Origin of the sequence: Jiangella asiatica, assembly GCF_004349065.1 — a bacterium.
Lineage (GTDB): Bacteria > Actinomycetota > Actinomycetes > Jiangellales > Jiangellaceae > Jiangella > Jiangella asiatica.
This window is the reverse complement of sequence record NZ_SMKZ01000017.1, coordinates 108,691-130,615: the sequence shown is the minus strand read 5'-3', so window position 1 is coordinate 130,615 and position 21,925 is coordinate 108,691. Positions and strand designations below refer to the sequence as shown.

General features: G+C 70.3%; 23 protein-coding genes and 3 pseudogenes. 15 read left to right on the top strand and 11 right to left on the bottom strand.

The genetic code is table 11. The features are described from left to right. Positions 1-106, bottom strand: a pseudogene (locus E1269_RS34250) (PadR family transcriptional regulator); the annotation flags it as partial. 312 nt (positions 107-418) lie between these two features. Continuing rightward, positions 419-637 carry a hypothetical protein gene (locus E1269_RS13970; protein WP_131895440.1) on the bottom strand — a complete coding sequence of 73 codons (219 nt, stop codon included), beginning with the start codon at positions 635-637 and terminating at the stop codon, positions 419-421. 1,562 nt (positions 638-2,199) lie between these two features. Between E1269_RS13970 and E1269_RS13965 the strand changes: the two genes are divergently transcribed. Then, the gene (locus E1269_RS13965) at positions 2,200-3,051 is read left to right on the top strand and encodes a glycosyltransferase family 2 protein (RefSeq protein ID WP_131895438.1); all 852 of its coding nucleotides are present in this window, start codon (positions 2,200-2,202) and stop codon (positions 3,049-3,051) included. A 139-nt stretch (positions 3,052-3,190) separates the two neighbouring features. On the opposite strand, the gene E1269_RS13960 is transcribed toward E1269_RS13965, so the two are convergent. Then, on the bottom strand, positions 3,191-3,505 hold the full coding sequence (locus E1269_RS13960) for a hypothetical protein (RefSeq protein ID WP_131895436.1): 315 nt from the start codon (positions 3,503-3,505) through the stop codon (positions 3,191-3,193). 390 nt (positions 3,506-3,895) lie between these two features. On the opposite strand from E1269_RS13960, the gene E1269_RS13955 reads away from it, so the two are divergent. Then, positions 3,896-4,156: a hypothetical protein gene (locus E1269_RS13955; RefSeq protein WP_131895434.1), complete on the top strand. Its 261-nt coding sequence runs from the start codon at positions 3,896-3,898 to the stop codon at positions 4,154-4,156. 141 nt (positions 4,157-4,297) lie between these two features. Here the strand turns inward: E1269_RS13955 and E1269_RS13950 are convergent, their stop codons facing one another. Further along, positions 4,298-4,669, bottom strand: a complete 372-nt coding sequence (locus E1269_RS13950) for a hypothetical protein (protein WP_131895432.1) — start codon at positions 4,667-4,669, stop codon at positions 4,298-4,300. 674 nt (positions 4,670-5,343) lie between these two features. On the opposite strand from E1269_RS13950, the gene E1269_RS13945 reads away from it, so the two are divergent. From E1269_RS13945 to E1269_RS13940, 3 genes are all read left to right on the top strand, one after another. Next, positions 5,344-5,925 carry a hypothetical protein gene (locus E1269_RS13945; RefSeq protein ID WP_131895430.1) on the top strand — a complete coding sequence of 194 codons (582 nt, stop codon included), beginning with the start codon at positions 5,344-5,346 and terminating at the stop codon, positions 5,923-5,925. 172 nt (positions 5,926-6,097) lie between these two features. Then, entirely contained in the window at positions 6,098-6,235 is a 138-nt protein-coding gene (locus tag E1269_RS32245) for a hypothetical protein (RefSeq protein WP_162606411.1), read from the top strand. A 29-nt stretch (positions 6,236-6,264) separates the two neighbouring features. Continuing rightward, the gene (locus E1269_RS13940; RefSeq protein WP_131895428.1) at positions 6,265-6,549 is read left to right on the top strand and encodes a bifunctional DNA primase/polymerase; all 285 of its coding nucleotides are present in this window, start codon (positions 6,265-6,267) and stop codon (positions 6,547-6,549) included. Positions 6,550-6,890: 341 nt separating this feature from the next. Here E1269_RS13940 and E1269_RS13935 read toward each other — a convergent pair. Beyond that, positions 6,891-7,144: pseudogene (locus E1269_RS13935) on the bottom strand (LLM class flavin-dependent oxidoreductase); the annotation flags it as partial. A gap of 150 nt (positions 7,145-7,294) precedes the next feature. Next, entirely contained in the window at positions 7,295-8,317 is a 1,023-nt protein-coding gene (locus tag E1269_RS13930) for a glycosyltransferase (protein ID WP_131895426.1), read from the bottom strand. Between the two features lie 222 nt (positions 8,318-8,539). Here E1269_RS13930 and E1269_RS13925 point away from each other — a divergent pair, with 222 nt between their 5' ends. The 5 genes from E1269_RS13925 to E1269_RS13910 all read left to right on the top strand — a co-directional run bounded on the left by E1269_RS13925 (position 8,540) and on the right by E1269_RS13910 (position 13,290). Then, positions 8,540-9,973 (top strand): HAD-IIIA family hydrolase, encoded by a 1,434-nt coding sequence (locus E1269_RS13925; RefSeq protein WP_131895470.1) that lies wholly within the window; start codon positions 8,540-8,542, stop codon positions 9,971-9,973. Next, positions 9,970-11,013 carry a glycosyltransferase family 9 protein gene (locus tag E1269_RS13920; protein WP_131895424.1) on the top strand — a complete coding sequence of 348 codons (1,044 nt, stop codon included), beginning with the start codon at positions 9,970-9,972 and terminating at the stop codon, positions 11,011-11,013. Before E1269_RS13925 ends, E1269_RS13920 begins: the two co-directional genes overlap by 4 nt. Then, complete coding sequence (locus E1269_RS33825; protein WP_275264559.1) at positions 11,013-11,147, top strand: hypothetical protein; 135 nt, start codon at positions 11,013-11,015, stop codon at positions 11,145-11,147. The genes E1269_RS13920 and E1269_RS33825 overlap by 1 nt, the downstream gene beginning before the upstream one ends. Continuing rightward, on the top strand, positions 11,147-12,592 hold the full coding sequence (gene rfaE2 / locus E1269_RS13915; protein ID WP_131895422.1) for a D-glycero-beta-D-manno-heptose 1-phosphate adenylyltransferase: 1,446 nt from the start codon (positions 11,147-11,149) through the stop codon (positions 12,590-12,592). Before E1269_RS33825 ends, rfaE2 begins: the two co-directional genes overlap by 1 nt. Positions 12,593-12,660: 68 nt before the next feature. Continuing rightward, positions 12,661-13,290: an SDR family oxidoreductase gene (locus tag E1269_RS13910; RefSeq protein ID WP_203433535.1), complete on the top strand. Its 630-nt coding sequence runs from the start codon at positions 12,661-12,663 to the stop codon at positions 13,288-13,290. 329 nt (positions 13,291-13,619) lie between these two features. Here the strand turns inward: E1269_RS13910 and E1269_RS13905 are convergent, their stop codons facing one another. Both E1269_RS13905 and E1269_RS13900 read right to left on the bottom strand, forming a co-directional pair. Then, positions 13,620-14,654 (bottom strand): NAD-dependent epimerase/dehydratase family protein, encoded by a 1,035-nt coding sequence (locus tag E1269_RS13905; protein ID WP_131895420.1) that lies wholly within the window; start codon positions 14,652-14,654, stop codon positions 13,620-13,622. Continuing rightward, positions 14,615-14,902, bottom strand: a complete 288-nt coding sequence (locus E1269_RS13900) for a hypothetical protein (RefSeq protein WP_131895418.1) — start codon at positions 14,900-14,902, stop codon at positions 14,615-14,617. The genes E1269_RS13905 and E1269_RS13900 overlap by 40 nt, the downstream gene beginning before the upstream one ends. A gap of 132 nt (positions 14,903-15,034) precedes the next feature. Between E1269_RS13900 and E1269_RS13895 the strand changes: the two genes are divergently transcribed. The 4 genes and pseudogenes from E1269_RS13895 (at position 15,035) to E1269_RS13880 (ending at position 18,317) form a co-directional block, all read left to right on the top strand. Continuing rightward, a complete protein-coding gene (locus tag E1269_RS13895; protein WP_131895416.1) occupies positions 15,035-15,289 on the top strand; it encodes a hypothetical protein in 255 nt (84 codons plus the stop codon). Positions 15,290-15,469: 180 nt separating this feature from the next. Beyond that, positions 15,470-15,547 (top strand): annotated as a pseudogene (locus tag E1269_RS34245) (low affinity iron permease family protein); the annotation flags it as partial. A 68-nt stretch (positions 15,548-15,615) separates the two neighbouring features. Then, positions 15,616-17,925, top strand: a complete 2,310-nt coding sequence (locus tag E1269_RS13885; protein ID WP_239000890.1) for a CehA/McbA family metallohydrolase — start codon at positions 15,616-15,618, stop codon at positions 17,923-17,925. Next, a complete protein-coding gene (locus E1269_RS13880) occupies positions 17,925-18,317 on the top strand; it encodes a hypothetical protein (RefSeq protein WP_131895412.1) in 393 nt (130 codons plus the stop codon). Before E1269_RS13885 ends, E1269_RS13880 begins: the two co-directional genes overlap by 1 nt. Before the next feature lie 642 nt (positions 18,318-18,959). Here E1269_RS13880 and E1269_RS13875 read toward each other — a convergent pair. From E1269_RS13875 to E1269_RS33815, 3 genes are all read right to left on the bottom strand, one after another. Further along, on the bottom strand, positions 18,960-19,292 hold the full coding sequence (locus E1269_RS13875) for an FAD-dependent monooxygenase (RefSeq protein WP_131895410.1): 333 nt from the start codon (positions 19,290-19,292) through the stop codon (positions 18,960-18,962). A 256-nt stretch (positions 19,293-19,548) separates the two neighbouring features. Continuing rightward, complete coding sequence (locus E1269_RS13870) at positions 19,549-19,755, bottom strand: heavy-metal-associated domain-containing protein (RefSeq protein WP_131895408.1); 207 nt, start codon at positions 19,753-19,755, stop codon at positions 19,549-19,551. A 43-nt stretch (positions 19,756-19,798) separates the two neighbouring features. Next, a complete protein-coding gene (locus E1269_RS33815; protein ID WP_131895406.1) occupies positions 19,799-20,125 on the bottom strand; it encodes a metal-sensitive transcriptional regulator in 327 nt (108 codons plus the stop codon). A gap of 272 nt (positions 20,126-20,397) precedes the next feature. Between E1269_RS33815 and E1269_RS13860 the strand changes: the two genes are divergently transcribed. Then, positions 20,398-21,849 carry an MFS transporter gene (locus tag E1269_RS13860; RefSeq protein ID WP_131895466.1) on the top strand — a complete coding sequence of 484 codons (1,452 nt, stop codon included), beginning with the start codon at positions 20,398-20,400 and terminating at the stop codon, positions 21,847-21,849. Positions 21,850-21,925: the final 76 nt, after the last annotated feature.

Sequence of the window (21,925 nt, the reverse complement as noted above, 5' to 3'; positions counted from 1 at the left end):
CCCAAATCTCCGCACCCCAGCTCTGCAGTTCGGACCGCACCTGGTAGCCATGCGCGCCGCCGGAGAGGTGCACGATACCGAGTACCAGGAGCTTCGTCGCCGACATACGCCCACCTCCGCTCAATCTACTCGGACTCGCTCCGCTTGCGCGCCCGCCAGGGTGGTGTCAACTCCCACCAACACTAGGGTGCTCTCCTGGTCCGGGTGGTGTCAGCACTGACCTACAAACGGTGCTGGTGGAGACCTCCAAAGCCATGGCGGGTAATACCGCTTCTACAGCCTGCACTCCTGGTGGCCGCTAGCCGCAGCGTCGGCCGTCGCAGCCGTGTCCATCGGTCTGGTCTTCGGCTGATGCATGTTCATCAACGGCATGGCACTAGCCACGATCGCCGCCATCGGCGCACAGAGACCCACCTCGTCACCTGGACGCGACATAGCCGAGGATCGCGAGGATGGCGAGCCCGGTGATCAGCACGACGACGACCGCGATGAAAAGCGTCCGCGGCGGCCATCTGCCTGGACGTTCCTCAGGGTCCTGGTAGTCGGTCCGTTCGTGTTCGAAAGCCTTCGAACGCGGCCGCTGCGCCGGATCCTCATAGCCTCCTGGATAGTCTTCGGGATCCTCGTGTCTGGACATCGTTCTTCTCCGATCGGACGATCGCCAATGCAAGAGCCGCGAGAGCCGCTGGTGATCACGTACCCGTTGCGTTGATCTGCACTCCCCCTACAAGGGCGTGCGCAGGCTCGTTCCATGCCGATTTCGGTCCTTGCAGTCAGCAAGATCCGCCGCGGCGCCGATCGCGGCGAAGCCGAGGGTCGCCGTAGGCCGGGATCGTCCCCCCGGCGAACCGGTCGCGGCGACGTTCATCAGCACGACAGCTGTCGTGCCGGGGTGTTGCAGCGCCCTTGCGCGGGCGGATCGGCCGAGAACAGGTCGTCACCTTGAACGTGGGGCCCAACGGTTGGGCCACGAACCTGGATCTCGGCCGGTGCCAGAGGCGCGTCCCTGCGGCTGCCAGCATGGCCCCCGACGTCGCGCGGACGGCCGATTCCCGGTGTCAACGACCTGGACGGTGACGAGGATCGTATGGGCGAGATCGGCGAGCCGCGCGCCGACGGGCACGCGTGGTGGCGCTCGACCGCCCAGCATCGGATCGGCCTGGCTCGAGTTCCTTCTCGCGAGGACGGCGTCTGCGAGCAGGCGTCGAAGCGCGGCCAGGGCGGTGGCGAGATCGGACTGCTTGGCGGCCCGGCGCCACTCAGCGCTGAGCCCGTTCGTCGTCGCCCTGTCGTTCTAGGAACAGGCCGAGATCGAACATCGTCGCGCCACGCCGTGGTCGTCGGCGCCGTCGACCCTGGACTATCAGGACGCCAGAATGGTTCGGAGCGACGTCGCCTCGGGCATCCTCGGGGTGGTCGTCGGCCTCCACGGCATGTCGGCCCGGCATTCCTGGGCGCGATGGCGCACCACGGTCGTCGGTCTCTGGCTGTGTTCGCCGCTGTGGTCAACTTGTGGCACGGCGGCTCCGTTGCAGGCGGCTGCGCCGACGACCGAACTTCCGCGTTACCGTCGGCTCCGGCGCGCATCATGCGGGCAGCGGCGTAGGGGGTGACCTGGCCATGGAACTTTGCCGCGGCCACCGCTCTGGGTATCTGGCTCATGATTGCGCCGCGTCGGACTCAGTGACTCGTAGCCCTTCCGGGAATCGAACCACTTCACAGTTCCGGTCGGCATCACGGTCACTTCCCGCGCCCTCGACCGGTTTCCGGCACCGGCCACTCGTGTCCCCGGCTATTTCTCGTCCGCGTCGCGACGCTCGTCCGATACCTTCGTCAGGTCCGGACGCCTCTCGCCCGGCGCATTCTTCAACGGCTCGGAGTCCTGATCCTGATACTCGGCATCAAGAGCCTTCGCCGCCTTCCGCGCGGTTCACGGCAGCGCTGTCCTCTACCCCTGCGACGCCATTCAGATTTCAGCGCCAGTGGCGGCGATGGCCGACTACCCCGGCATCGCCTACCTACGCACGATCCGCGGTGCCACACCAGTGATCGGAGGCCGCCCGCTTTCTGCTCTCGAAATAGCACGTCATCGCGCATTGCGCGCGATCACGCGTCGGCCACGTCACCGATCGGCTCACCTGACTCGTATCCGCGGTCTCGTTCGTGACCGGACCTACTGCATGCGGGTACGAACCATCGATGGAGAATCGGCCCGAAGATCTGGTCACGACCGTCGTGATCACGCGTAACGGCGGCGCGCAGCTTGGCCGGACCATAGCCCTGCACCGAGGCGCAGTGATCCTTCTCGACAACGGCTCCACCGACGGCTGTATCGACGGCATCACAGAGCGGTTCGCGCAGATTCGCGTCGTCAGATTGCCGGCCAACATCGGCGCACTCGCCCGTAACGTCGGTGTCCTGCTGGCCAACACTCCGTACGTCGCCTTCGCCGACGACGACTCGTGGTGGGCTCCCGATGCGCTCGCCCGAGCAGCCTCGATACTGCAGCAGCACGAAGCAGTGGCCGTCGTGGCCGGGCGAATACTCGTCGGGCCGGAGAACCGCCCCGACCCGATCGGCGCGGAGATGCTTCACTCATCGTTGCCGGCATGGCCGACGGTTGGCGGTCGTTCAGTCGTTGGCTTCGTCGCCTGCGGCGCTGTGCTGCGCAAGGATGCCTTTCTCCAAGTGGGCGGATTCGACGACGTGGTCTTCTTCGGCGGCGAGGAGGAACGAGTGGCACTTGACCTGCTGGCCAGCGGCTGGGACCTCGTGTATGCGCCACATGTCGTGGCGCACCATCACCCGCAGCCGTCGCGCGACCGGTCCGAGCGCAATCGCCTGATCGCGCGGAACTCCATACTGACGGCTCTGATGCGTCGGCCGTGGCCCGTGACGCTCGCCCGCGTTGCCGCCGCATTGCGTACCTCCCACGGCCGTGCTGGTGTGGCGACCGCTTTGCCGAGAGCCGCCCGAGGGCTGCTGCGGCGGCGGCCGGTCCCGATCGAGGTAGAGCGGCGGCTCGCCGCGCTCGAGCGTTCCAGCCGCTGAACAGCAGCTTGATCTTCGGTGCCTTGCTCCGGGATCGGTGGTATGGCATGGGAGCGAACGATTATCGTCAGGCTGCAGCAGCTGGTCCGTCGCCGATACGTGAACCGGAACCAGACCAGGCCTTCCTCGTGCAGGCGCATCAGAGCACCTCGTCGAGATCGCCGCCGGAGAGGCCGCCGTCGCAGGCCGCCACCGAGTTGGCGGGTCTCCCGGGCCGAATGCTCATCACCGACCACACCATGGTCGACGACTCGCTGCGCCAGGTCGCCGAGCGCACCACGTCGACCCGCCCGCCGAGCCGAGCGCCGATCAGCAGGCGCAGCTGGCCGACGTAAACGCGGCGGCCGACCCGGTCGCCCAGCGGTTCCCAACCAGCCCGCCCAGCGGCCGCACGAGGAGCGCCACCGAACGTCATCAACGCGACCAGCGTGGCGTCCCCGGTACCGCCGGACAAGAACGCCGCCGTGATCTAGGTGACGTTGTAGGCGTGGATGCCGTAGCCGAAAGACTTCGTGGCCTTGCCGATCGCGGATGCGCTTATCGCCATGCGCTGTACGTCCGCCGAGCGCTCGCCACCAGGGCGAGCACGAGACAGGTCGCATTTCGTCGTAGCGCCATGCCGGTCGCCCGGTCGAGGAGCGCGTCGAGAGTCTGCCGCGCATTGCTGGATGGCTGACGAATCAATCTCGCTCAAGCAGCGAGATGACAAGCGCGATACTGCAGCAGGCCACACCGGCGCGCGCGTCGCCCGGCTGCTTCTACGCGGCTGCGGAACTGGTACAGCTGAACAAGGCAGCCTAACGATCGGGTGCTTCAACCACGGCCAAACGGGCATGTCTCTGGAATGACCGATGCGTTCCTGCCCTGCGGAGAAGGTCGCCGAGTGCGTGGCCACGAACGCGTGTGCGTCGGCCGTGCCGGCCATCGGCCACCACATCGCGATTACATGGGCGTGGAGTGGATCACCGAGGGCGAGATCCTCGGCACACCGTTGGCCGACTTCGACAGTTACGCGGATGAGCACGGCATCCCGCCGGAACGTCTGGCCGAGGCATTCGCGCACTGGCTCGACGGGTTCCGCGCCCGTCACCACGACGATGCATAGACAGCAGCGGCGCCCAATCACCCGCCTCGGCCACAGCAGCCAGGCTGGGTTGACTGCTCCTGCCCCAGCCGGCCCGCCGGGCTCTTGAGCAGTAGCCGGGGTGCAGTGGCCAAAGAGCTGTCATGGCGCCGGCAGCGCACTTCACCGCGTCGCTGCCCTGCCTGCACGGTGGCTCGCGGCCCAGGCGGCCAACCAGCCCGCCTCAGCGGCGGCGTCAAGCAGGTACGTCCACCGCAGCCGCCCCGCCGGCACATAGACGAGATCGATGGCCAACAACCAGGCAGCGGTGCCCACGCCGACGCGTTCGGCCAACCGGAGTGCGCCGCGGTGCCGGGACGATGTGAGCTGGTTGAGGCCGATGGTGGTCAGCAGCCCACCGACGGTGAACACCAACCAGCGGTCCTGCTTCGGCCCGAACACCGCCTCGAACGTGCGCAGGCTCACGATCGGCCACAGACCTCCGACCAGGTTGAATGCGCCCTGCGCCCGGGCCAGGACGATCGCACGTTCCATCCATAGTGCTTCGGCCGAACTCGAGCGATCACGCATGTCGTTGCTCCTCCTGGGAACGGTTGGCGAGGCCACCGCCCGAAACGGCAACCCATGGCTACGTCGTTGCCCCACCTCCCCGTTCACATGCGCCGAGGCGCTTGTTCATAGGCCAATCCATCGCGATCTGCGCGTATCGCGACGAGGCACGCCATCGCGTGATCGTGGGCATCGTCCGGCGTCGGCCCGCGGGCGGGGGCACCCCGATGTCCACCTCATCGTCGAAGTCATTACGTCTTGTCCGAGCCGAAGTCGAGCAGGTGCTGACCCGAGACGGTGGGGTACCTGGGTGTCATGCGAACGAGAAACCGTGTGCGTGGCGGAGGAGTGTACGGCGCGTGGGGGTCGAGCTATGTCGGTGGCTGCTGACGTCAGCGACGCGCATGCGGTGCATCAGCTCGCGCGACGTGCGGTCGAACGGCACGGGCGGCTCGACGTGGGCCAAGGCGCCTACCCGGCAGACCTGGGAAGCACCGTGAAACACGAGACATCGTTCCGCGCGCTCCCGCCCCGCCACTCCATCCCACGCCGCTCTCGATCGAAGACGTCGACCGCTTCGCCACATCGACAGCTCGAAGGTACGCGGGTCCAATGGATCTGAGCACCGGTAATCCATTGCGGGAATCCACACCGAGCTGATGTTCCGAACAACCAGCACGAGCCGGCACGCGGCACATTCGCGGCGGCCACTGACACGGCTCGCCACGGCCGGGCTCGCGACGCACGTATTCTTCGAGCTCGCTGCGGGCGTCGGGATGCCGCTCGCATCCGTCCTCGGACCCGTTCCTGCAGCCGGGCTGTGGGCGGCCTGCACCAAGGCCGTCCGGCAAGCCGCTGGCACTCGGCCGGCGAGCAGCGACGCGGCCTTCGCAACCCTTAACGGCGCCGGCCTCGCGGCGGTCATCGCTCACCTCACCAGCTGGCCGAGACAGCGAACACCGATCGGCCTGCCATGGCTGAGGGACTGCGAAGGACTCGGGCCGGAGCTGATGCGCTTCTACAACCCGATCTTGTACGTTTCCGGCATTGCCGCACTGGCGGCGATCCTTCAAGAGAACCGATCGGCACCACGCCACGTACCGCTGCTGTGCCTTGGCCTCGTACCGGTCATCGCCGCGGCACAGCACCGCGAGCACCGGCGACTCATGAAGGTGGCACGTGAGCACCCCCGCTGGTGGAATCGCAGACTGCAGCACAACGGCCAACTGCCTACCCAATGAACCCGACCAGTTTGTTCGCGGACATTGACGGTGCCGATCATGTGACGTCGATGGTGCCGACGATGGCGACGTCGTGCCGGTGACGGTATCGGTTCGTCGGCGTCGTCACCGTGGCGCTCCCCGCCGTCAGCGCCGGCCTCGGGCTGGCCCGGCCGGCGCACAGTGGGTGATCATGGCCTCCGTGCTGATGCTAGGCGGCTTCCTGCTGTTCGGCGGCCGGCTAGGACCGGCGCACGCCGAGGCCGTGCTCACGCCGTCTCCGCCGCGGCTTCACATGGAGCGGGCTGCCCGCGGGTACACCGCCGGGTAGCACCACTGAGATATCGAGGGAGCGCCGCCATGGCATCGCAGACCAGAACCACGACCGACCACGACGAGATCCGCCGCTGGGTGGAGGAACACGACGGCCGTCCCGCCATGATCCGCGGAACCATGTCCGGCGATAGCGGCGTGCTGCGCATCGACTTCCCTGGCGGGGCCGGCGAGGAGGAGCTCGAGCACATCGGCTGGGACGACTGGTTCGCCACATTCGACGACCGCGACCTGGCCTTCCTCTATCAGACCGAGCGCTCCGGCGGTGGCGACAGTACCTTCGTCAAGCTCGTGGACCGCGCGTCGGCGTGAGCGCGGGTGAACAGCCACGCCGCGGCGCGTCTCCCGAGGACCTCTCCCGGCGCCAGCGGTGGGCGCTGACCGCGCTGGTCTGGCGGTTCCCGCAGGTCCACCTGGGGCTCGGGCTGATCGGGAACGCCCTGTTCAGCAGGAGATCGGAGTCTGGTTCTTCCTGGCCGGCAGTTGCGGCATGTTCGCCGGCGGTCTCGGCGAGGTGGCGCGGTTGATGGGCAAGCACCGGCTCGCCCGGTTCGACGTCGATCCGTTGGAGCCCCATCTGCGCTGGTCCCAGACACACCGACCGTCGTCGCCCCTGGAGTAGCGGCCAGCCCGCTGAGGGCTTACCAGACCCGAATACCGACGACGAACCGGCCATCGGTCATCAACGCCACCGTCGTCGCGGCTTGCGCGATGATCACCGGATGAATGCGGGCGGTCGGAAAGGTGACGGCCGTCGCGATCGGCACGTCGGTCTCCCGCGACAACGCACCGAGCACGGTCCAGACAAACGAAGTCTGCCCTTGCTGATCGGTCCATGGGTGAAAGTGATCGGAAATCCATAGTGCCTCGGACCTTGCTCCTGGGCGCAAGTGGTTTGACGGATCAATTCACCAGGTTCGACTCGCCGCGGTCGCCGACTTACTGCGCCTTTCGTGTCACCGCGGACAGGTGGACCTGGACCCTCTGCCCAAAGTTCATGTGCCCGCTTGGGTGAGCACTGGGTTGTCGACGAAATCGCCTGCTTGTCTCCCTGTCGTCACACCAGTGGGTCTGTCCGCGCGCCGATTCCCGCGCCGTTGTCTGTTCGGCCGACCCCTTGCGGGAGATCGTGAAGAACGGCGTCCCAGTCGCGCAAGAACCGGTCCAGCCCGTACCGGGCGAGCGCCGCGGATCGCGCGACCAGGCCGGCGGCCCGGGCGGCGTCGGGGTCCGCGAGCAGCCGCGCGGCCGCGGCGGCCAGCCGGTCCGGGCGGGCCGAGAGGCACCCGGCCTCCGGCGGGACCGCTGACGGCGCCTCCGTCGTGCCCAACACCACGACCGGCAGGCCCAGGTGCATGGCTTCCAGGAGGGACAGCCCGAGCGAGGTCCACCGGTGGGTGTGCACGTACACCCGGCGGCGGGCGAGCGCGGCGTGCATCTCGTCCTGAGAGAGGTCGGGGAAGGTGCGCAGCCGGTCGGCAGCCAGCCGCAGCGCGGCGTGCAACTGACCGGTGGCCATGCCGAAGACGTCCAGGGGTGCCGACGACGCCAGCGGCGCCAGCAGGTCGGTGCCCACCGCCCGGCCACGCCGCACCGGCTCGTTGACGACGACGCCGGCGCGCGGCAGCTCACCGGTGTAGCGGTAGCCGGGGTCGACGATGCCGTGCTCGATCACGACGGTGCGGGCGTCGCCGTTGTCCCACATCAGCCGGTTGAAGTGGGTGACGTGCACGATCGGGACGGCGCTCTGATCGGCCACCGGATGGCGGGTGGTGACGGCGCCGCCGCCGGGCGTGTTGTGCTCCAGGTAGACCGCCGGGAGGTCCACGCCGGGCCGCCGGCCGGTCCACTCCCAGCACAGTCGCAGCTCGCGCGGGCGCTGGAGCACCACGACGTCGATGTCCTGATCGCGCAGCTCGCCGGCCGGCACTTCCACGGCGGAGGCGGGCCACAGGTAGGTGTCCGCCCGCCCACGGCCGTCGGCGTCCCGGTCCGGCGTCACCGGCACGAGGTAGTCGTGGCCGCCTTGGACAAGGGCCGTCGTGTAGGCACCGTGCACGTGCCAGAGCAGGATCCGCATGCCCGTCCGGTTCCCGGAACAGCCCGTTCGCATGCGCCAGTAACCGCTACTGGAGCCGCTACTCCGAGAAGCGTTTCTCATCGAGAGAAGTGGGCACACGAACCGCATGCGTGGGCACGCCGCCCGCTGGCATGGCTCGGGAGGTTGATCCGTGAAGGTCTTGGGCATCAATGCGATCTTCCAGCCGTTCGTGGTCCGCCGCGCGGAGGTCGCGGCATGACCATGACGACCCTGCCGACCACCGTCGTGGTGCCGACCATCGGCCGGCCCAGTCTCGACCGGCTGCTGCGGGCGCTGGAGGACGCCCCCGGGCCGCGGCCGGCCGGCGTCATCGTCGTCGACGACTCCACTACCCGGGCGGGACCGGCCGCGGCTCGCAACCGCGGCTGGCGGCGGGTTTGCACGCCCTGGGTGAGCTTCCTCGACGACGACGTCGTGCCGGCACCGGACTGGCTGGAGCGGCTGGCCGAGGATTTGGCTGCCGCCACCGCCGACGTCGCCGGCAGCCAGGGCCGGGTCACCGTGCCGCTGCCGCCGCACCGCCGGCCGACGGATTGGGAGCGTTCGACCGCGGGGCTGGAGACCGCGCTGTGGATCACCGCCGACATGACGTACCGCCGCTCCGCGCTGGCCGCCACCGGCGGGTTTGACGAGCGGTTCCCGCGCGCATTCCGGGAGGACGCCGACCTGGCACTGAGAGTCATGCGACGCGGCGGAGCGCTGGTGCGCGGCCGCCGCGGCGTGGTGCATCCGGTGCGGCCGGCCGGCTCCTGGGTCAGCTTGCAAGCACAGGCGGGCAACGCCGACGACATGCTCATGCGCCGGTTGCACGGGCCGGCCTGGCGCCGCGCCGCCGGAGCCCCGCCCGGCCGGCGGCCGCAGCACCTGGCCGCCACCGCCGCCGCCGCCGCCGCGACCGCGCTCGGGGCGGGCGGGCACCGGCGAACCGCGCTCGGGCCGGCCGCGTACTGGCTGGCCAGCACCGCGCGGTTCGCCGCCGACCGGATCGCGCTTGGGCCTCGCGACCACCGCGAGGTGGCCCGGATGCTGGCCACCAGTGCCGTCATCCCGGCCGCCGCGACCTGGCACACCGTGCGCGGCCTGATCCGGCACCGCCACGCCGGTCCCTGGCGGGGTGCGCCGGAGCTGGTGCTGCTCGACCGTGACGGCACGCTCGTCCGCGACGTCCCTTACAACGGCGATCCGCAGCGGGTGGAGCCGATGCCGGGGGCCAAGGAGACGCTGGACCGGTTGCGCGCGGCGGGCATCCGGCTCGGTGTCGTCACCAACCAGTCCGGCGTGGCCAGCGGCCTGCTCACCCTGTCCGAGGTAGGGCGGGTGAACGCGCGCGTCGAGCAGCTGCTCGGCCCGTTCGATACGTGGGAGGTCTGCCCGCACGGCCCCGGCGACGGGTGCTCGTGCCGCAAGCCGGCGCCCGGCATGGTCAAGTCGGCCTGCGCCGCGCTCGGTGTTGCCGCGGATCGCTGCGCGGTGGTCGGCGACATCGGTGCCGACGTCGTTGCGGCCGAAGCCGCCGGCGCGACCGGCGTGCTGGTGCCCGGGCCGTGGACCCGGCCGGACGAGGTGGCCGGCGCCCGGCTCGTCGCGCCGGATCTGCCGCGTGCCGCCGACGCGCTGCTCGGCGGTGTGTGGTGAGCGCCCGGGTGCTCTGCGTCCGGCTGGATAATGCCGGCGATGTACTGCTGACCGGTCCGGCGATCCGCGCGGTCGCGGCCGGCGGCGCCAGGGTCACGGTGCTGGCCGGGCCGAACGGCGCTGCGGCCGCCGGTCTGCTGCCGGGCGTCGCGGAGGTGATCACGTGGCGCTGCCCGTGGATAGATCCGTGGCCGCCCGCCGTCGATCCCGCCGACGTCGACGCGCTCGTGGCGCGGCTGGCCGCCGGCCGCTACGACGCCGCGTTGGTCTTCACGTCCTTTCACCAGTCGGCGCTGCCGACGGCCATGCTGTTGCGGCTGGCCGGCGTGCCGTACTTGGGCGCCGTCAGCGAGGACTACCCGGGCTCGCTGCTGGACCTGCGGCACCAGGTGGCGGACGACGACCAGCCGGAGGCGGAACGGGCGCTGTCGCTGGCGGTCGCGGCGGGTCACCGCCTCCCGGACGACGACGATGGCGCGCTGCGGGTGCGGCGGCCGCTGCCGGACGTACGCGAGCTGACCGGTCCCGGGCCCTACGTCGTGCTGCATCCCGGGACGTCGGTCCCGGCTCGGGCGTGGCCGGTGCACCGGTTCGCCGCCGCCGCGCGGGCGCTGCACGCGGCCGGGCGGCGGGTGGTGGTGACGGGCGGGCCCGCCGAGACGGAGCTGACCCGGGCGGTCGCCGGGAACGGGGCGGCCACCGACCTGGGCGGCCGGACCAGCTTGGCCGAGCTCGCCGCCGTCCTGGCCGGCGCCGACGTCCTCGTGGTGGGCAACACCGGGCCAGCGCATCTCGCCGCCGCCACCGCAACCCCGGTTGTGTCGCTGTTCGCGCCGACGGTGCCGGCGTCGCGCTGGGCTCCGTACCGGGTTCCGCGGGTCGTCCTCGGAAACCAGCGCGCGCCCTGCCGCGGCAGCCGGGTGACGAAATGCTCCGTCCCCGGGCATCCCTGCCTGATGCCGGTGACGGCGGACGACGTGGTCCGCGCCGTCGCCCAGCTGACCCGAGACTTCGAACCGGCCGCGGAAAGGGTGACCTGATGAGAATCGCACTCGTCTCCGAGCACGCCAGGCCGCGCGGCCAAGGCAGCGACGTGCACGTTCTGGCCCCCGGCGTCGACGCCGCCGATGACGGCGAGCGGGCCAGGTCGGCGTTGCCGACGGAGGTGCCGTGATGGGCGTGCGACTCACCGTCCTCGGCGACGCACTGCTGGACACCGACCTCGTCGGCGCCGTGAACCGGTTGTGCCCGGACGCCCCCGTCCCCGTCGTGGACGACGTCATCGAAGTGCCACGGCCCGGTGGCGCAGCGCTGGCCGCGTGGCTGGCGGCCACCGGCGGGGCCGAGGTCTCGCTGGTGACCCCGATGGCCGACGACCAGGCGGCGGCCGTCCTGCGGGACCTGCTCGCCGGCCGGGTCGACCTACACCCCGTGACTTGTCAGGGCAGCACACCGGTGAAGCGCCGGGTGCGCGCCGGCGGACAGTCCGTCGTCCGGCTGGACAGCGGCGGCCTGCACGCCGTCGGCGAGCTGACCCGCCCAGCCGTGGACGCACTCTCCACCGCCGACGCGGTGCTGGTCGCAGACTACGGCCGCGGCATCACCGCAGTGCCGAGCGTCCGCTGGCTGCTGGAAACCCTGCCGCGACAGCGACCGGTGGTGTGGGACCCGCATCCTCATGGCGCCCCGCCCATCCCCGGCCTGCAGCTGGTCACGCCCAACCTCGACGAGGCCGACGGCTGGGCTCGCCGCGTGGCGCCCGGCCTGGACACCGTCGCTGGACCATGGACCCGCACCGCCCGGTGGGCCGCGGCGCTGGTTGACGCCTGGGCCGCGGGCGCGGTCGCGGTGACCATGGGCGAGCGCGGCGCCCTGTTGGCCTACGGGACCGGCGCCCCCGTCGTGGTGCCCGCGCCGCCGGTGGCCGCGCAGGACACCTGCGGCGCCGGCGACGCGTTCGCGGCCGCCGCGGCGATGCTACTCGGCGCCGGCCGGGTTACCGGCGAGGCCGTGCAGGGCGCCGTCAAGGCGGCCACGGCATACGTCCGCGCGGGTGGCGCCAACGCGGTGTCGGCGTCGCCGGACGAGACGATGACGTCGTCGACAGCGTCGTGGGCGGCGGGCGACGGGTCGACCGGCCCGCCGGCCCGTTCGGCCGCGGACGTCGCCGCTGAGGTGCACGCGCACCACGGGACGCTCGTCGCGACGGGTGGCTGCTTCGACCTGCTGCACGCCGGCCATGTCGCCTGTCTCGAGGAGGCCCGTCGGCTCGGCGACGCGCTGGTCGTGTGCGTGAACTCGGACGCGTCCGTGCGGCGACTGAAGGGCGCGGCCCGGCCGGTCATGCCGGCCGAGGACCGTGCTCGGGTACTCCAGGCGCTATCATGCGTCGACGCCGTCGAGATCTTCGACGAGGACACGCCGCGGCGGCTGCTGCGCCGGCTCCGGCCGGAGGTGTGGGCCAAGGGCGGCGACTACGCGGGTGCGGAGCTCCCGGAATCGGGCGTCATGGACGAGTGGGGCGGCCAGGTGGTGACGCTGCCGTACGTGACGGGCCGCTCCACGACGTCGCTGGTGGCTGCACTGGCCCGGACCGGCTCGGAGCACCGACGGCTCTGAGGACGACGAGGAGGATCCATGACAGCAGCAGTGCTGGTCACCGGGGTGCGTCGGGGCTTGGTGCGGCGGTGACCCAGGCCGTGGCCGACACCGGCGGCCGGCCCGTCGTGCTCGATCGGGTGCCGCCGCCGGGCCCGGTCGAGCACGTCGTGGCCGACCTGGCCGACGGCAGCGCCGTCGAGCCGGCGGTGCGCGCCGCGCGGGAACGTACCGGCGGACTCGACGCCGTGGTCACGTGCGCCGGCGTCGACTCGTGCGGCCGGCTGGGGGACGTCCCGGCGGATGAGTGGGAACGGGTGCTGCTGGTCAACCTGATCGGGACCGCCCGGGTGGTACGAGCGGCGCTGCCCGAGCTGGAACGGCGGCATGGCCGCGTGGTCACCGTCGCCTCCACCCTGGGGTTGCGGGCCGTCGGCGACGCCACGGCCTACTGCGCGTCGAAGTTCGGCGTCGTGGGCTTCACTCGTGCCCTGGCCGCCGAGACTGCCGGGCGGATCGGTGTCACGCTGCTCGTGCCGGGCGGCATGGAAACCCCGTTCTTCGACGGCCGCGACGAGCAGTACAAGCCGCCGCCGGACGCCAAGTTGAACCGGCCGGCCGACGTGGCCCGCGCGGTGCTGTTTGCGCTGGACCAGCCGGCAGGCTGCGAGATCCGCGAGCTGGTCGTCACCCCGTCGGTCGAGAGTTCGTGGCCGTAACACTGGTCTACCGGGGGGTTGGGCTGGCCGCGCTGGTGCCGCTGATCGGCTGCGTCGACGAGCTGCTGCCGGTTGTGGAGCTGGCGGTGCCGGCCTGGAGCGGGCCACGACCGGAGCTGGCGGTGAACCTGCACGGCCGCGGGCCGCGGAGCCACCGCGTGGTTGCGCCACTGCACCCATGCCGCCTTGGGCCTTCGGGTCCGACCCCGCCGGCTGTGCCGGGCCGGCCTGAATCGCCGGTGGACACGAGGTGCGCCGTGATGCCGACCGGTCGAGGCCGCTCTCGGCGTTCCGCACGGTGATCGACTGGACCCAGCGTTGGAGACTATTCAAATCGACGAGGTGCTGGCGGCCGTTGACGGCCTGCTCGCCGCCACGCCCCGAGCGTCGTCCCCGCTGACGTGACCCGCGCCGTTGCGCGACGCGAACCAGCGCACCGTGTCGGCGAGACCGTCGGCGAGCGAGACGCTCGGCTGCCAGCCCAGGAGCGTCCGTGCTCGGTCGAGATCGGGTCGGCGCAGCCGCGGATCGTTCTGCGGTAGGTCGACGAAGCGGATCGGGGAACGAGAGCCGGTGTGCGACCGGATCAGGTGGGCCAGCTTCAGGACCGTCACCTCGTCCGTGCCGCCGATGTTGACCGGTCCCTCGTGCTCGCTGGTGGCCATCGCCAGGATGCCGCGGACGGTGTCGCTGACGTGGCACAGCGTCCGCGTCTGGGTGCCGTCGCCGGCGACGGTGATCGGTTCGCCGGCCAGCGCCTGCCGGATGAACGTCGGCACCGCCCGCCCGTCGTGAGCGCGCATCCGCGGGCCGTAGCTGTTGAACAGCCGCACGATCGCAGTGTCGGCACCTCGATCGGTCCGATAGGCAGTGGTCAGTGCCTCGGCGAAGCGCTTGGACTCGTCGTACACCGCGCGCGGCCCGATCGGGTTCACGTTCCCCCAGTAGCTCTCCGGCTGCGGGTGTCGCTGCGGGTCCCCGTACACCTCGGAGGTGGAGGCCAGCACGAACCGTGCGCCCTTGGCGACCGCCAGCTCCAGCGCGTTCGTGGTGCCGGCGGAGCCGACCCGCATCGTCTCGAGTGGGAGCCGCAGGTAGTCGGCTGGCGACGCCGGCGACGCCAGGTGCAGCACGAGGTCCACCGGCCCGGCCACCTCAACCCGCTCGGACACGTCGCCCGGCGCCATCTCGAAGAGCGGATGGTCCACCAGTCCGGCCAGGTTGGCCGAGGACGACGTGACGTAGTTGTCGAGGCACACAACCCGGGTACCAGCGCGGACCAGGGCGTCGCACACGTGCGAACCGAGGAAACCGGCCCCGCCGGTCACGACCGCTCGTTGGTGCCTACGGGGTCGCTCGCCCATGGCGCTCCTCTTTCCGGTGCCGGCCCGGCCCCCTTGACCCGCCGGATCGTGGCGCTGACCGGCTCGATCAGCTGCGCCGCCACCACGTCCGGCCACTGCCGCTCGTCCTCGCTCGCTTCGGCGCAGGACTCGACTGACTCCGTCAGCCAGCGGCTGATGGTGGGCAGCAGCGCGCTCATGAACGCCCGGCGTTCCGCTGGCGTAGCCAGGTACAGGGCCTGGTTCAACTCGGCGATGAGATCCGTCACGCGCTGCCCCTCTCCGGTGGTCCTCCACGCAATACCCATCGGCAAAGGACTTAGACCGCATCGACGTCGGCTACCACCCAGCGCTCGCGTGTGCGGACAATCGGGTGTGGTCGCGCTACTTGGCCGCATGCCGTGGTCCTGCATGTAGGCGTCGAGACCGACGACGGCACGTCGGTCCGCGTCGGCGAATGGCGGCAGCTCAACGGTGACGAATGGGCGCCGCTGCTGACCGAGGACGACTTGGTCAACGCTCTGAGCGAGTCCGAGCAACTGCGCGCGGCGATGCTGCAACGCTGGGCCGAGTACCGACCGTCCCAGGCTGAGCGAGTCCGGGGACTGCTGACCCGAAGGCGAGACCACGGCGGCCGACACACCGGCGCCGCGTAGGTGCCGCCTTGAAGGCTGCGATGTCCGGCTTCGCGGGTTGCGATACGTTGAACGGCGTCAATGGGGCATGAATGCAAAGTGGTCGGGGTATCCGCCACGCCTCCGCTCGGGCATCCTGGCTTGCCCGGGCGGGGACACCAGAATTCATACCGGCGAGGCGCCAGGTCGTCATCGGCAACCACCTGGCAGCTGATCATCAACACGATGACCACGATGGTGACCTTCCTCATGGTCGCGTTGCTGCAGAACAGCCAGAGTGCGGCACATCTTTACTCCGGGGGTGAGCAGCTGCCTAGCATGGACACTCCCGCAGTCCGGAGGCCAGAGTGTCCGAGCCAGCGCTCCAACCGTTGCTCGCGTCCGCGGCTCGTGCCGTCCACACCCTCCACGAGCTCGGCGATCCGCCACCGACCGACGTCGACGGCCAGCTGGCCAAGCTCGAGCGCAGCTCGTCGCCCGACGACGACGTGCGCCGCGAGGTCGACGAGCTGTTGCGGCCGTTCGTGCTCCTCGACCTGCGGGTCGACGAGCATGGGGTGGCCACCTGCACACCGGGGGCGGCACCGCCGCGACTGGTCCAGCACGGCTGGCGCAGCTTCCTCGTCCGGATTGCGAACCCGCACCGAATCGAAGCCGTCCTCCTGGCGCTCACCCGCGGAGTGTTCGGCCTCGTCGACCAGCAGAGCCACGCGGCACGAACCGTGCTGCCCGACGCGCTGACGAGCGTTCCGCGAATCCGGGACAGCTGGCTCCAGGCGAAGGTCGCCGCGCCGGACGGGCTGTCCGGCCTGGAGGTCGAGTACAAGGTCGTGAGCCTGTACAGCCGGGAGGCCGGGTCCCGTTCGGGTGCGCTGTGGCTGTGCGTCGCCGAGGAGCCCATTCCCGAACGGCTGAGCCGGACGCCGGAGCAACGGGCGGCCGGGAAGGCGATGCTGGAGCCCCGCGAGTACGCCGCGTCCTTCCAGTTCGACTGCGTGGCGTCGCGGGACATCCGCTTCGACGTCCGCGAACCCGACGGGCGCAGCTGCGTGGCCGCGATCACAGTCCGGGACGACCAGGGGCGCTCCTACCCGTCGACGGGGATGCGGCTGGCGCCGGACATGTTCTTCCATGAGCACGTGTACCGGGCGACCGGTGAGGTCATCCGGCTACCGCTGGGTCAGTTCGAGATCACGGCCGTGCGCGGCCCGGAGTACCGTCCGGTGCGGGTGGACGTGGACATCGCCGCGGACACCGAGGCGGTCGACGTCCGGCTCGACCGCTGGGTCGATCCGGCCGGCCGTGGCTACTACTCCGGTGATCCGCACATCCACGCCGGTGGCTGCTCGCACTACAACGTGCCGACCGAGGGCGTCACGCCGGAGACGATGATCCGGCACGTGCGCGGCGAGGGCCTGTGGCTCGGCAGCGTGTTGACCTGGGGCCCGTGCTACTACCACCAGAAGCAGTTCTTCAGTGGCGAGTCCATCAGCCCGCCGGCGCTGCTGGAGCACCCGGACATGCAACAGGCCCAGGGCATGACCTGGTCGCCGCAGCCCACCGACGTCGACCACCAGAGCATGCTGCGCTACGACGTCGAGGTGTCCGGCTTTCCGTCCAGCCACTCCGGCCACGTCATCCTGCTTGGGCTCTCCGACCAGAACTACCCCGGCACCACGTGGATCGAGGACTGGCCGTCGTGGAACCTCCCGATCATGCGCTGGGGACACTCCCAGGGCGCCCTCGTCGGGTACGCGCACTGCGGGCTCGGACTGTCCGTCGGCACCGACGAGCTGCCGAACCACGTCGTGCCGGCGTTCCAGTCGATCGGGTCCAACGAGATCATCGTCGACGTGCCCCTCGGCGCCGCCGACTTCCAGTGCGGCGCCGAGATCGCCCCTGCCGCCGAGCTGAACATCTGGTACCACCTGCTCAACGTCGGCTACCGCACCCTGATGCTCGGCGAGACCGACTACCCCTGCATCTACGACGACGGCCCCGGCGTCGGGCGCACCTACGTCCGCCTCCCCGAACCGCCCCAGGGTCCGCGGGCACTGGAGGCATGGACGGCCGGCCTCCAGGACGGGCCGTCCTATTTCGGCGACGGCCGTAGCCATGTGTTCGACTTCGCCGTCGACGGTGACGTCGGCCGCGAGCGCGCCACCGACACACCGGGCCCGGTCCGCGTCACCGCCACCGTCGTCGCCTGGCTGCCCGACGGCCCGCCACCGCCGCCTGCCCAGGGCCGGCCGGCCTACAGCGCCCCGGTCGGCTGGCACCTGGAACGAGCGCGGGTCGGTGACACCCGAACGGTGCCGGTGGAGCTGGTGCTGAACGGTGTTGCCGTGGTGAGGTGGGAGATCGTCGCGGACGGCACCGAGCACGAGGTCGCCCTCGAGATCGGCCTGGAGCGATCGTCCTGGATCGCCCTGCGGATCCTGCCCAGCGTCCACACCCAGCCGATCTTCGTCGAGATCGGCGGCCGTCCCGTGCGGGCCTCCCGGCGCAGCGCTCAGTGGCTGCATGACTCCGTCGACGCCCTATGGAAGGCCAAGTCAGGCTTCATCCGAGACAGCGAACGGACAGCCGCGCGAGAGGCCTACGACGCCGCGCGGGCCGCATACCTCGCCCGCCGGGACGAATGCGAGGACGACTGATGAGCGACCACGCGCCTGGCTGCGGGTGCGGGCCGATCGACACCACGGCCCCGATAGCCGTCAGCATCAATCCCGAGGCACGGGTCACCGTCGCACGAACCGGCACAGCCCTCGGCGACCTCATCCCAGGCCAATGGCACACCATCGGCGTCGCCGTCCGCAACGACGGCTTCGTCGCCGGGCCCCTGGCCATCGAAGCACCGCCGGTCAACGGCGTGGATCTCGATCTTCCGGTCCACGAGCTCACCGGTCACCATCGCCAGGACACGGCCTTCGGCGTGCGGCTGCACACCGCGACCACGGTCGAGGTCAACCTGACCTTCCGCGCCCTCGCCGCCCTCGGCGGACTCGCCAACCACAGCACCCTCCACCTTCTCCTCCGCTGCACCTGACATGGCGTCCAGGAGTTGGCTCTCGCGGTGTGCGACAGGACGACACCTCTGACGGCCGCTGGGTCTGCGGCCGTCCACAACGGCACCGCGAGCAGACACACCGGACCTCGGGGCTTCACCCACCGCGGGATCTGACGCGTGGGCGCGGCCCGACGCGTGCGAGGTTGATCTGCGGCGGCCCGCTGACGGCGTAGGCGATCAGATCCGCGTCACCTGTTCACGCTGCGGTTGTCGTTCTCGGGCAAGCGGACGCGGAGGTCGTCCAGGCCATCGTTCTCGTGCGATCCGGCCGGAACGCGCCGGTGGCGAACCAGTAGATCTGTCCGTCGCCGAGCGGGACGATGCCGAACCGCTCACCTCGACCCCACGTTTCCGTCACACCCACATCGCGACTTCCTGGCGGTGCGTCCTCTGGTGGAACGACGCCGCGCCAGGTGATGTATCCGGCATAGCTGTGCCGGGATGGCCTGCGAACAGTGCGGACCGGATCGAGCTGTCGATGCCGTCCGCGGTCACGACGAGGTCCGCATGATCCTCGCCCCGGCCCATCAGGTCCGCCGAAGGTGACCGCCGGCGTAGAGGCAAGCCGCACACCCGTGACTCGATGAGCCGTCCGCATCGCCGCGCCTTCGACCGCACGCGTCAGCATGCGATGCAGGTCAGCGCGAGGGCGTAGGTCGGCACGCCGAACCTCTGCTCGAACGCGTCGACACTCGTCCTGAGCAGCCAACGGCCTGACGAGTCTCGGATGGCCGCCTCGCCGTGGGCCATCGACATGGACCGCAGTTGCTGACCGAGACCCAGCCAGGACAGCGCGCGAACCCCGTTGGGAGCGCGCATGATCCCGGCACCCACGGGCGCGAACGTCGGCGCCTGCTCGTAGAGCGTCACGTCCCAGCCCAGACCGAGCAACCCGCGCGCGACCACCAGCCCAGCGATGCCGCCACCAGCGATGATCGCCCTTCTCGTCACCATGCGTCGCTCCGCGCGTCGGCTTGGGCATAGCAACGGCCGTCGGCCGCCTTCCCGAGGCATCGGGTACCCATCAGGTCAGCCGACCAACTCCGACGATCAGCTGATGCTGAGCAGCCAGAGCGCGCACATCCACGGCGGCCAGACACCGTCGCCGTCGGGGCGACCCGATGGTCGGCCCGACGGCGACATTCAGCAGTGCGCTGGCCGGGGTGGCCAGGCTCGAGGCGGCGACCCGATCGCGTCGGCCGCGTGCGCGTCACCCAGCGAGCTGGTAGCCGGCCTCATTGACCGCGGCGCCAATGGCGTCGTCGCTGACCGGGCCTTCAGCGGTGACGTCGAGCTTGCCGCTGGCGAGGTCGACGTCGACGGCGGTGACGCCCGGGATGTCGCTGACCTCCTCGTGAACGGAGCTGACGCAGTGACCGCAGGTCATGCCGGTGACGGTATAGGTGGACGTGGTCATCTCGAACCCTCCTTCTGAAGTGGTGTGTCAATAGGGCTGGGCTTCAGGACCGCACGAGGCGGGCGATGGCGCCAGAAGCTTCCTTGACCTTGGCCTCGGCCTCGGGGCCACCGGCGCGGGCTGCCTCGACGACGCAGTGGGCCAGGTGCTCCTCGAGCAGGTCCAGCGCCACCGACTCCAGTGCCTTGGCCATCGCCGACACCTGGGTGAGGATGTCGATGCAGTACTTCTCCTCGTCCACCATCCGCTGGAGCCCGCGGGCTTGACCTTCGATGCGGGTGAGCCGCTTGAGGTAGTCGTCCTTGCGATGGATGTAGCCGTGCGAGCCGGCCTGCTCGTCGGCCGCGCGCTCGAGCTGCGCGTTGACCATCCGTTCTCTCCTTCGCTTCGCCTCACGATCACAATCGGCGTCCCGCGACTTCTCGGGCACTTGCGCTTGTAACCGTACCCCCCTAGGGTATATCACAACGCCACGCCGACGACCGGCCAGCGCCAGCCGTGCGCCGAGATCAAGCGATTGCGAGCACGAGGCCCGATCAACGGGACCGTTACCTACACCACAACGCAGGCAAGGAGCACACGACTCACAGCCAATGGGTTCAGTGCAACATTCAGATACCCCCTACCGGTAAGGAGTATAAGATGTCTACGACATCGTCGTCGGCGGCCTCGCGGCGTTGGGCCGCGTTGGCTTTGATCGCCATGGCACAGTTCATGGTGATCATGGACACGTCGATCATCGGCGTCGCGCTTCCGCAGATCCAGGCCGATCTGGGCTTCTCTCAGAACGAGCTGTCCTGGGTCTTCAACGCTTACGTCGTAGCTTTCGGCGGTCTGCTGCTGCTCGGCGGACGGCTGTCGGACCTGTTCGGGGCTCGCCGGATGTTCGGCCTGGGCTGGTTCATCCTCCTGGTCGGCTCCGTGCTCGCGGGCGCCGCCGGGACAGTCGCCGTCGAGTTGACCGGCCGGGCCGTGCAGGGCGTCGGCGCGGCACTGATCGCCCCATCGGCCCTCACGCTGCTCATGATGCTGTTCGGCGCCGAGCCGCGGCAGCTCACCAAGGCCTTGGCCATCTACGGCGCGGCCGCGCCGGCCGGCGGCACCGCCGGCGTGTTCCTCGGCGGCGTTATCACCGAATACATCTCCTGGCCGTGGGTCTTCTACATCAACATCCCGATCGCGCTGCTCGCGCTGTTCGCGGCGCCCGCGCTGATGCCGGCCGGCGGGGCCGGCGCCCGCGGCTCGATCGATGTCGTCGGTGCGATCACGGTGACGGCGGGCCTCGGCGCGGCCGTCTATGCGATCGTGCGTGCCCCGGAGGTCGGCTGGGCTTCCGGGGAGACGTGGCTCGTGCTGGCCGGCGCCGTCGTCCTGCTCGGCATCTTCCTCGCGGTCCAGGCCGCACGCCGGGAACCGCTGATGCGGCTGTCGATCTTCCGCACCCCGAACCTCGGCGCCGCCAACCTTGCCCAGCTGCTGCTCGGCGGCGCGTGGATCCCCATGTGGTTTTTCCTGAACCTCTACCTGCAACAGGTCCTCGGCTACAGCGCCTTCCCCAGCGGTGCCGCACTGCTGCCGATGACGGTGCTCATCATGATCGGCATGATCGCCCTGGCGCCGCGTGCGATCGGCCGGTTCGGCCCCAAGGCGATGACGGTCACCGGCCTGGCGATCCTCGCCGTCGGCATGGCGTGGCTCTCGTTGATCCGCCCCGACGGCAACTTCTGGGTCGACGTGCTCCCCGCGTCGCTCGTCGCCGCCCTGGGCATGTCTCTGGCCTTCATCCCCTCGCTGGGCACCGCCATCTCCTCCGCCCGACCCGAGGAAGGCGGCCTGGCCTCCGGCATCGTCAACACCAGCTACCAGGTCGGCTCCGCCCTCGGCCTCGCGGCTATGACCGCCGTCGCCGCGGGCTACGGCGCCGATCAGCTGGGTGACCTGCCCGCCCTCACCGAGGGATTCTCCGCCGCGTTTATCGGCGCCGCAGCCATTGCGCTGGTCGGTGCACTGCTCGCCGCGATCACGCTGCGTTCGCCACGCCGGGCGAACGATGCGTCGGTGGACCAGCTCGAGGGTGTTTCTGAGCGGCGATGAGAAGTCACAGGCGCAGTTCGCGGTGACGTCCCTCCCCCGGATGACTGCAACGGTGCGGAATCCGGCGGCAAGGACA

What these genes read in the sequence shown, in the direction of transcription:
- E1269_RS13970 (WP_131895440.1), bottom strand. Translation starts at nt 637, where the DNA reads ATGTCCAGACACGAGGATCCCGAAGACTATCCAGGAGGCTATGAGGAT.
- E1269_RS13965 (WP_131895438.1), top strand. Translation starts at nt 2,200, where the DNA reads ATGGAGAATCGGCCCGAAGATCTGGTCACGACCGTCGTGATCACGCGT.
- E1269_RS13955 (WP_131895434.1), top strand. Translation starts at nt 3,896, where the DNA reads ATGACCGATGCGTTCCTGCCCTGCGGAGAAGGTCGCCGAGTGCGTGGC.
- E1269_RS13950 (WP_131895432.1), bottom strand. Translation starts at nt 4,669, where the DNA reads ATGGAACGTGCGATCGTCCTGGCCCGGGCGCAGGGCGCATTCAACCTG.
- E1269_RS13945 (WP_131895430.1), top strand. Translation starts at nt 5,344, where the DNA reads ATGTTCCGAACAACCAGCACGAGCCGGCACGCGGCACATTCGCGGCGG.
- E1269_RS32245 (WP_162606411.1), top strand. Translation starts at nt 6,098, where the DNA reads ATGGCCTCCGTGCTGATGCTAGGCGGCTTCCTGCTGTTCGGCGGCCGG.
- E1269_RS13940 (WP_131895428.1), top strand. Translation starts at nt 6,265, where the DNA reads ATGGCATCGCAGACCAGAACCACGACCGACCACGACGAGATCCGCCGC.
- E1269_RS13930 (WP_131895426.1), bottom strand. Translation starts at nt 8,317, where the DNA reads ATGCGGATCCTGCTCTGGCACGTGCACGGTGCCTACACGACGGCCCTT.
- E1269_RS13925 (WP_131895470.1), top strand. Translation starts at nt 8,540, where the DNA reads ATGACGACCCTGCCGACCACCGTCGTGGTGCCGACCATCGGCCGGCCC.
- E1269_RS33825 (WP_275264559.1), top strand. Translation starts at nt 11,013, where the DNA reads ATGAGAATCGCACTCGTCTCCGAGCACGCCAGGCCGCGCGGCCAAGGC.
- rfaE2 (WP_131895422.1), top strand. Translation starts at nt 11,147, where the DNA reads ATGGGCGTGCGACTCACCGTCCTCGGCGACGCACTGCTGGACACCGAC.
- E1269_RS13905 (WP_131895420.1), bottom strand. Translation starts at nt 14,654, where the DNA reads ATGGGCGAGCGACCCCGTAGGCACCAACGAGCGGTCGTGACCGGCGGG.
- E1269_RS13880 (WP_131895412.1), top strand. Translation starts at nt 17,925, where the DNA reads ATGAGCGACCACGCGCCTGGCTGCGGGTGCGGGCCGATCGACACCACG.
- E1269_RS13875 (WP_131895410.1), bottom strand. Translation starts at nt 19,292, where the DNA reads ATGGTGACGAGAAGGGCGATCATCGCTGGTGGCGGCATCGCTGGGCTG.
- E1269_RS13870 (WP_131895408.1), bottom strand. Translation starts at nt 19,755, where the DNA reads ATGACCACGTCCACCTATACCGTCACCGGCATGACCTGCGGTCACTGC.
- E1269_RS33815 (WP_131895406.1), bottom strand. Translation starts at nt 20,125, where the DNA reads ATGGTCAACGCGCAGCTCGAGCGCGCGGCCGACGAGCAGGCCGGCTCG.
- E1269_RS13860 (WP_131895466.1), top strand. Translation starts at nt 20,398, where the DNA reads ATGTCTACGACATCGTCGTCGGCGGCCTCGCGGCGTTGGGCCGCGTTG.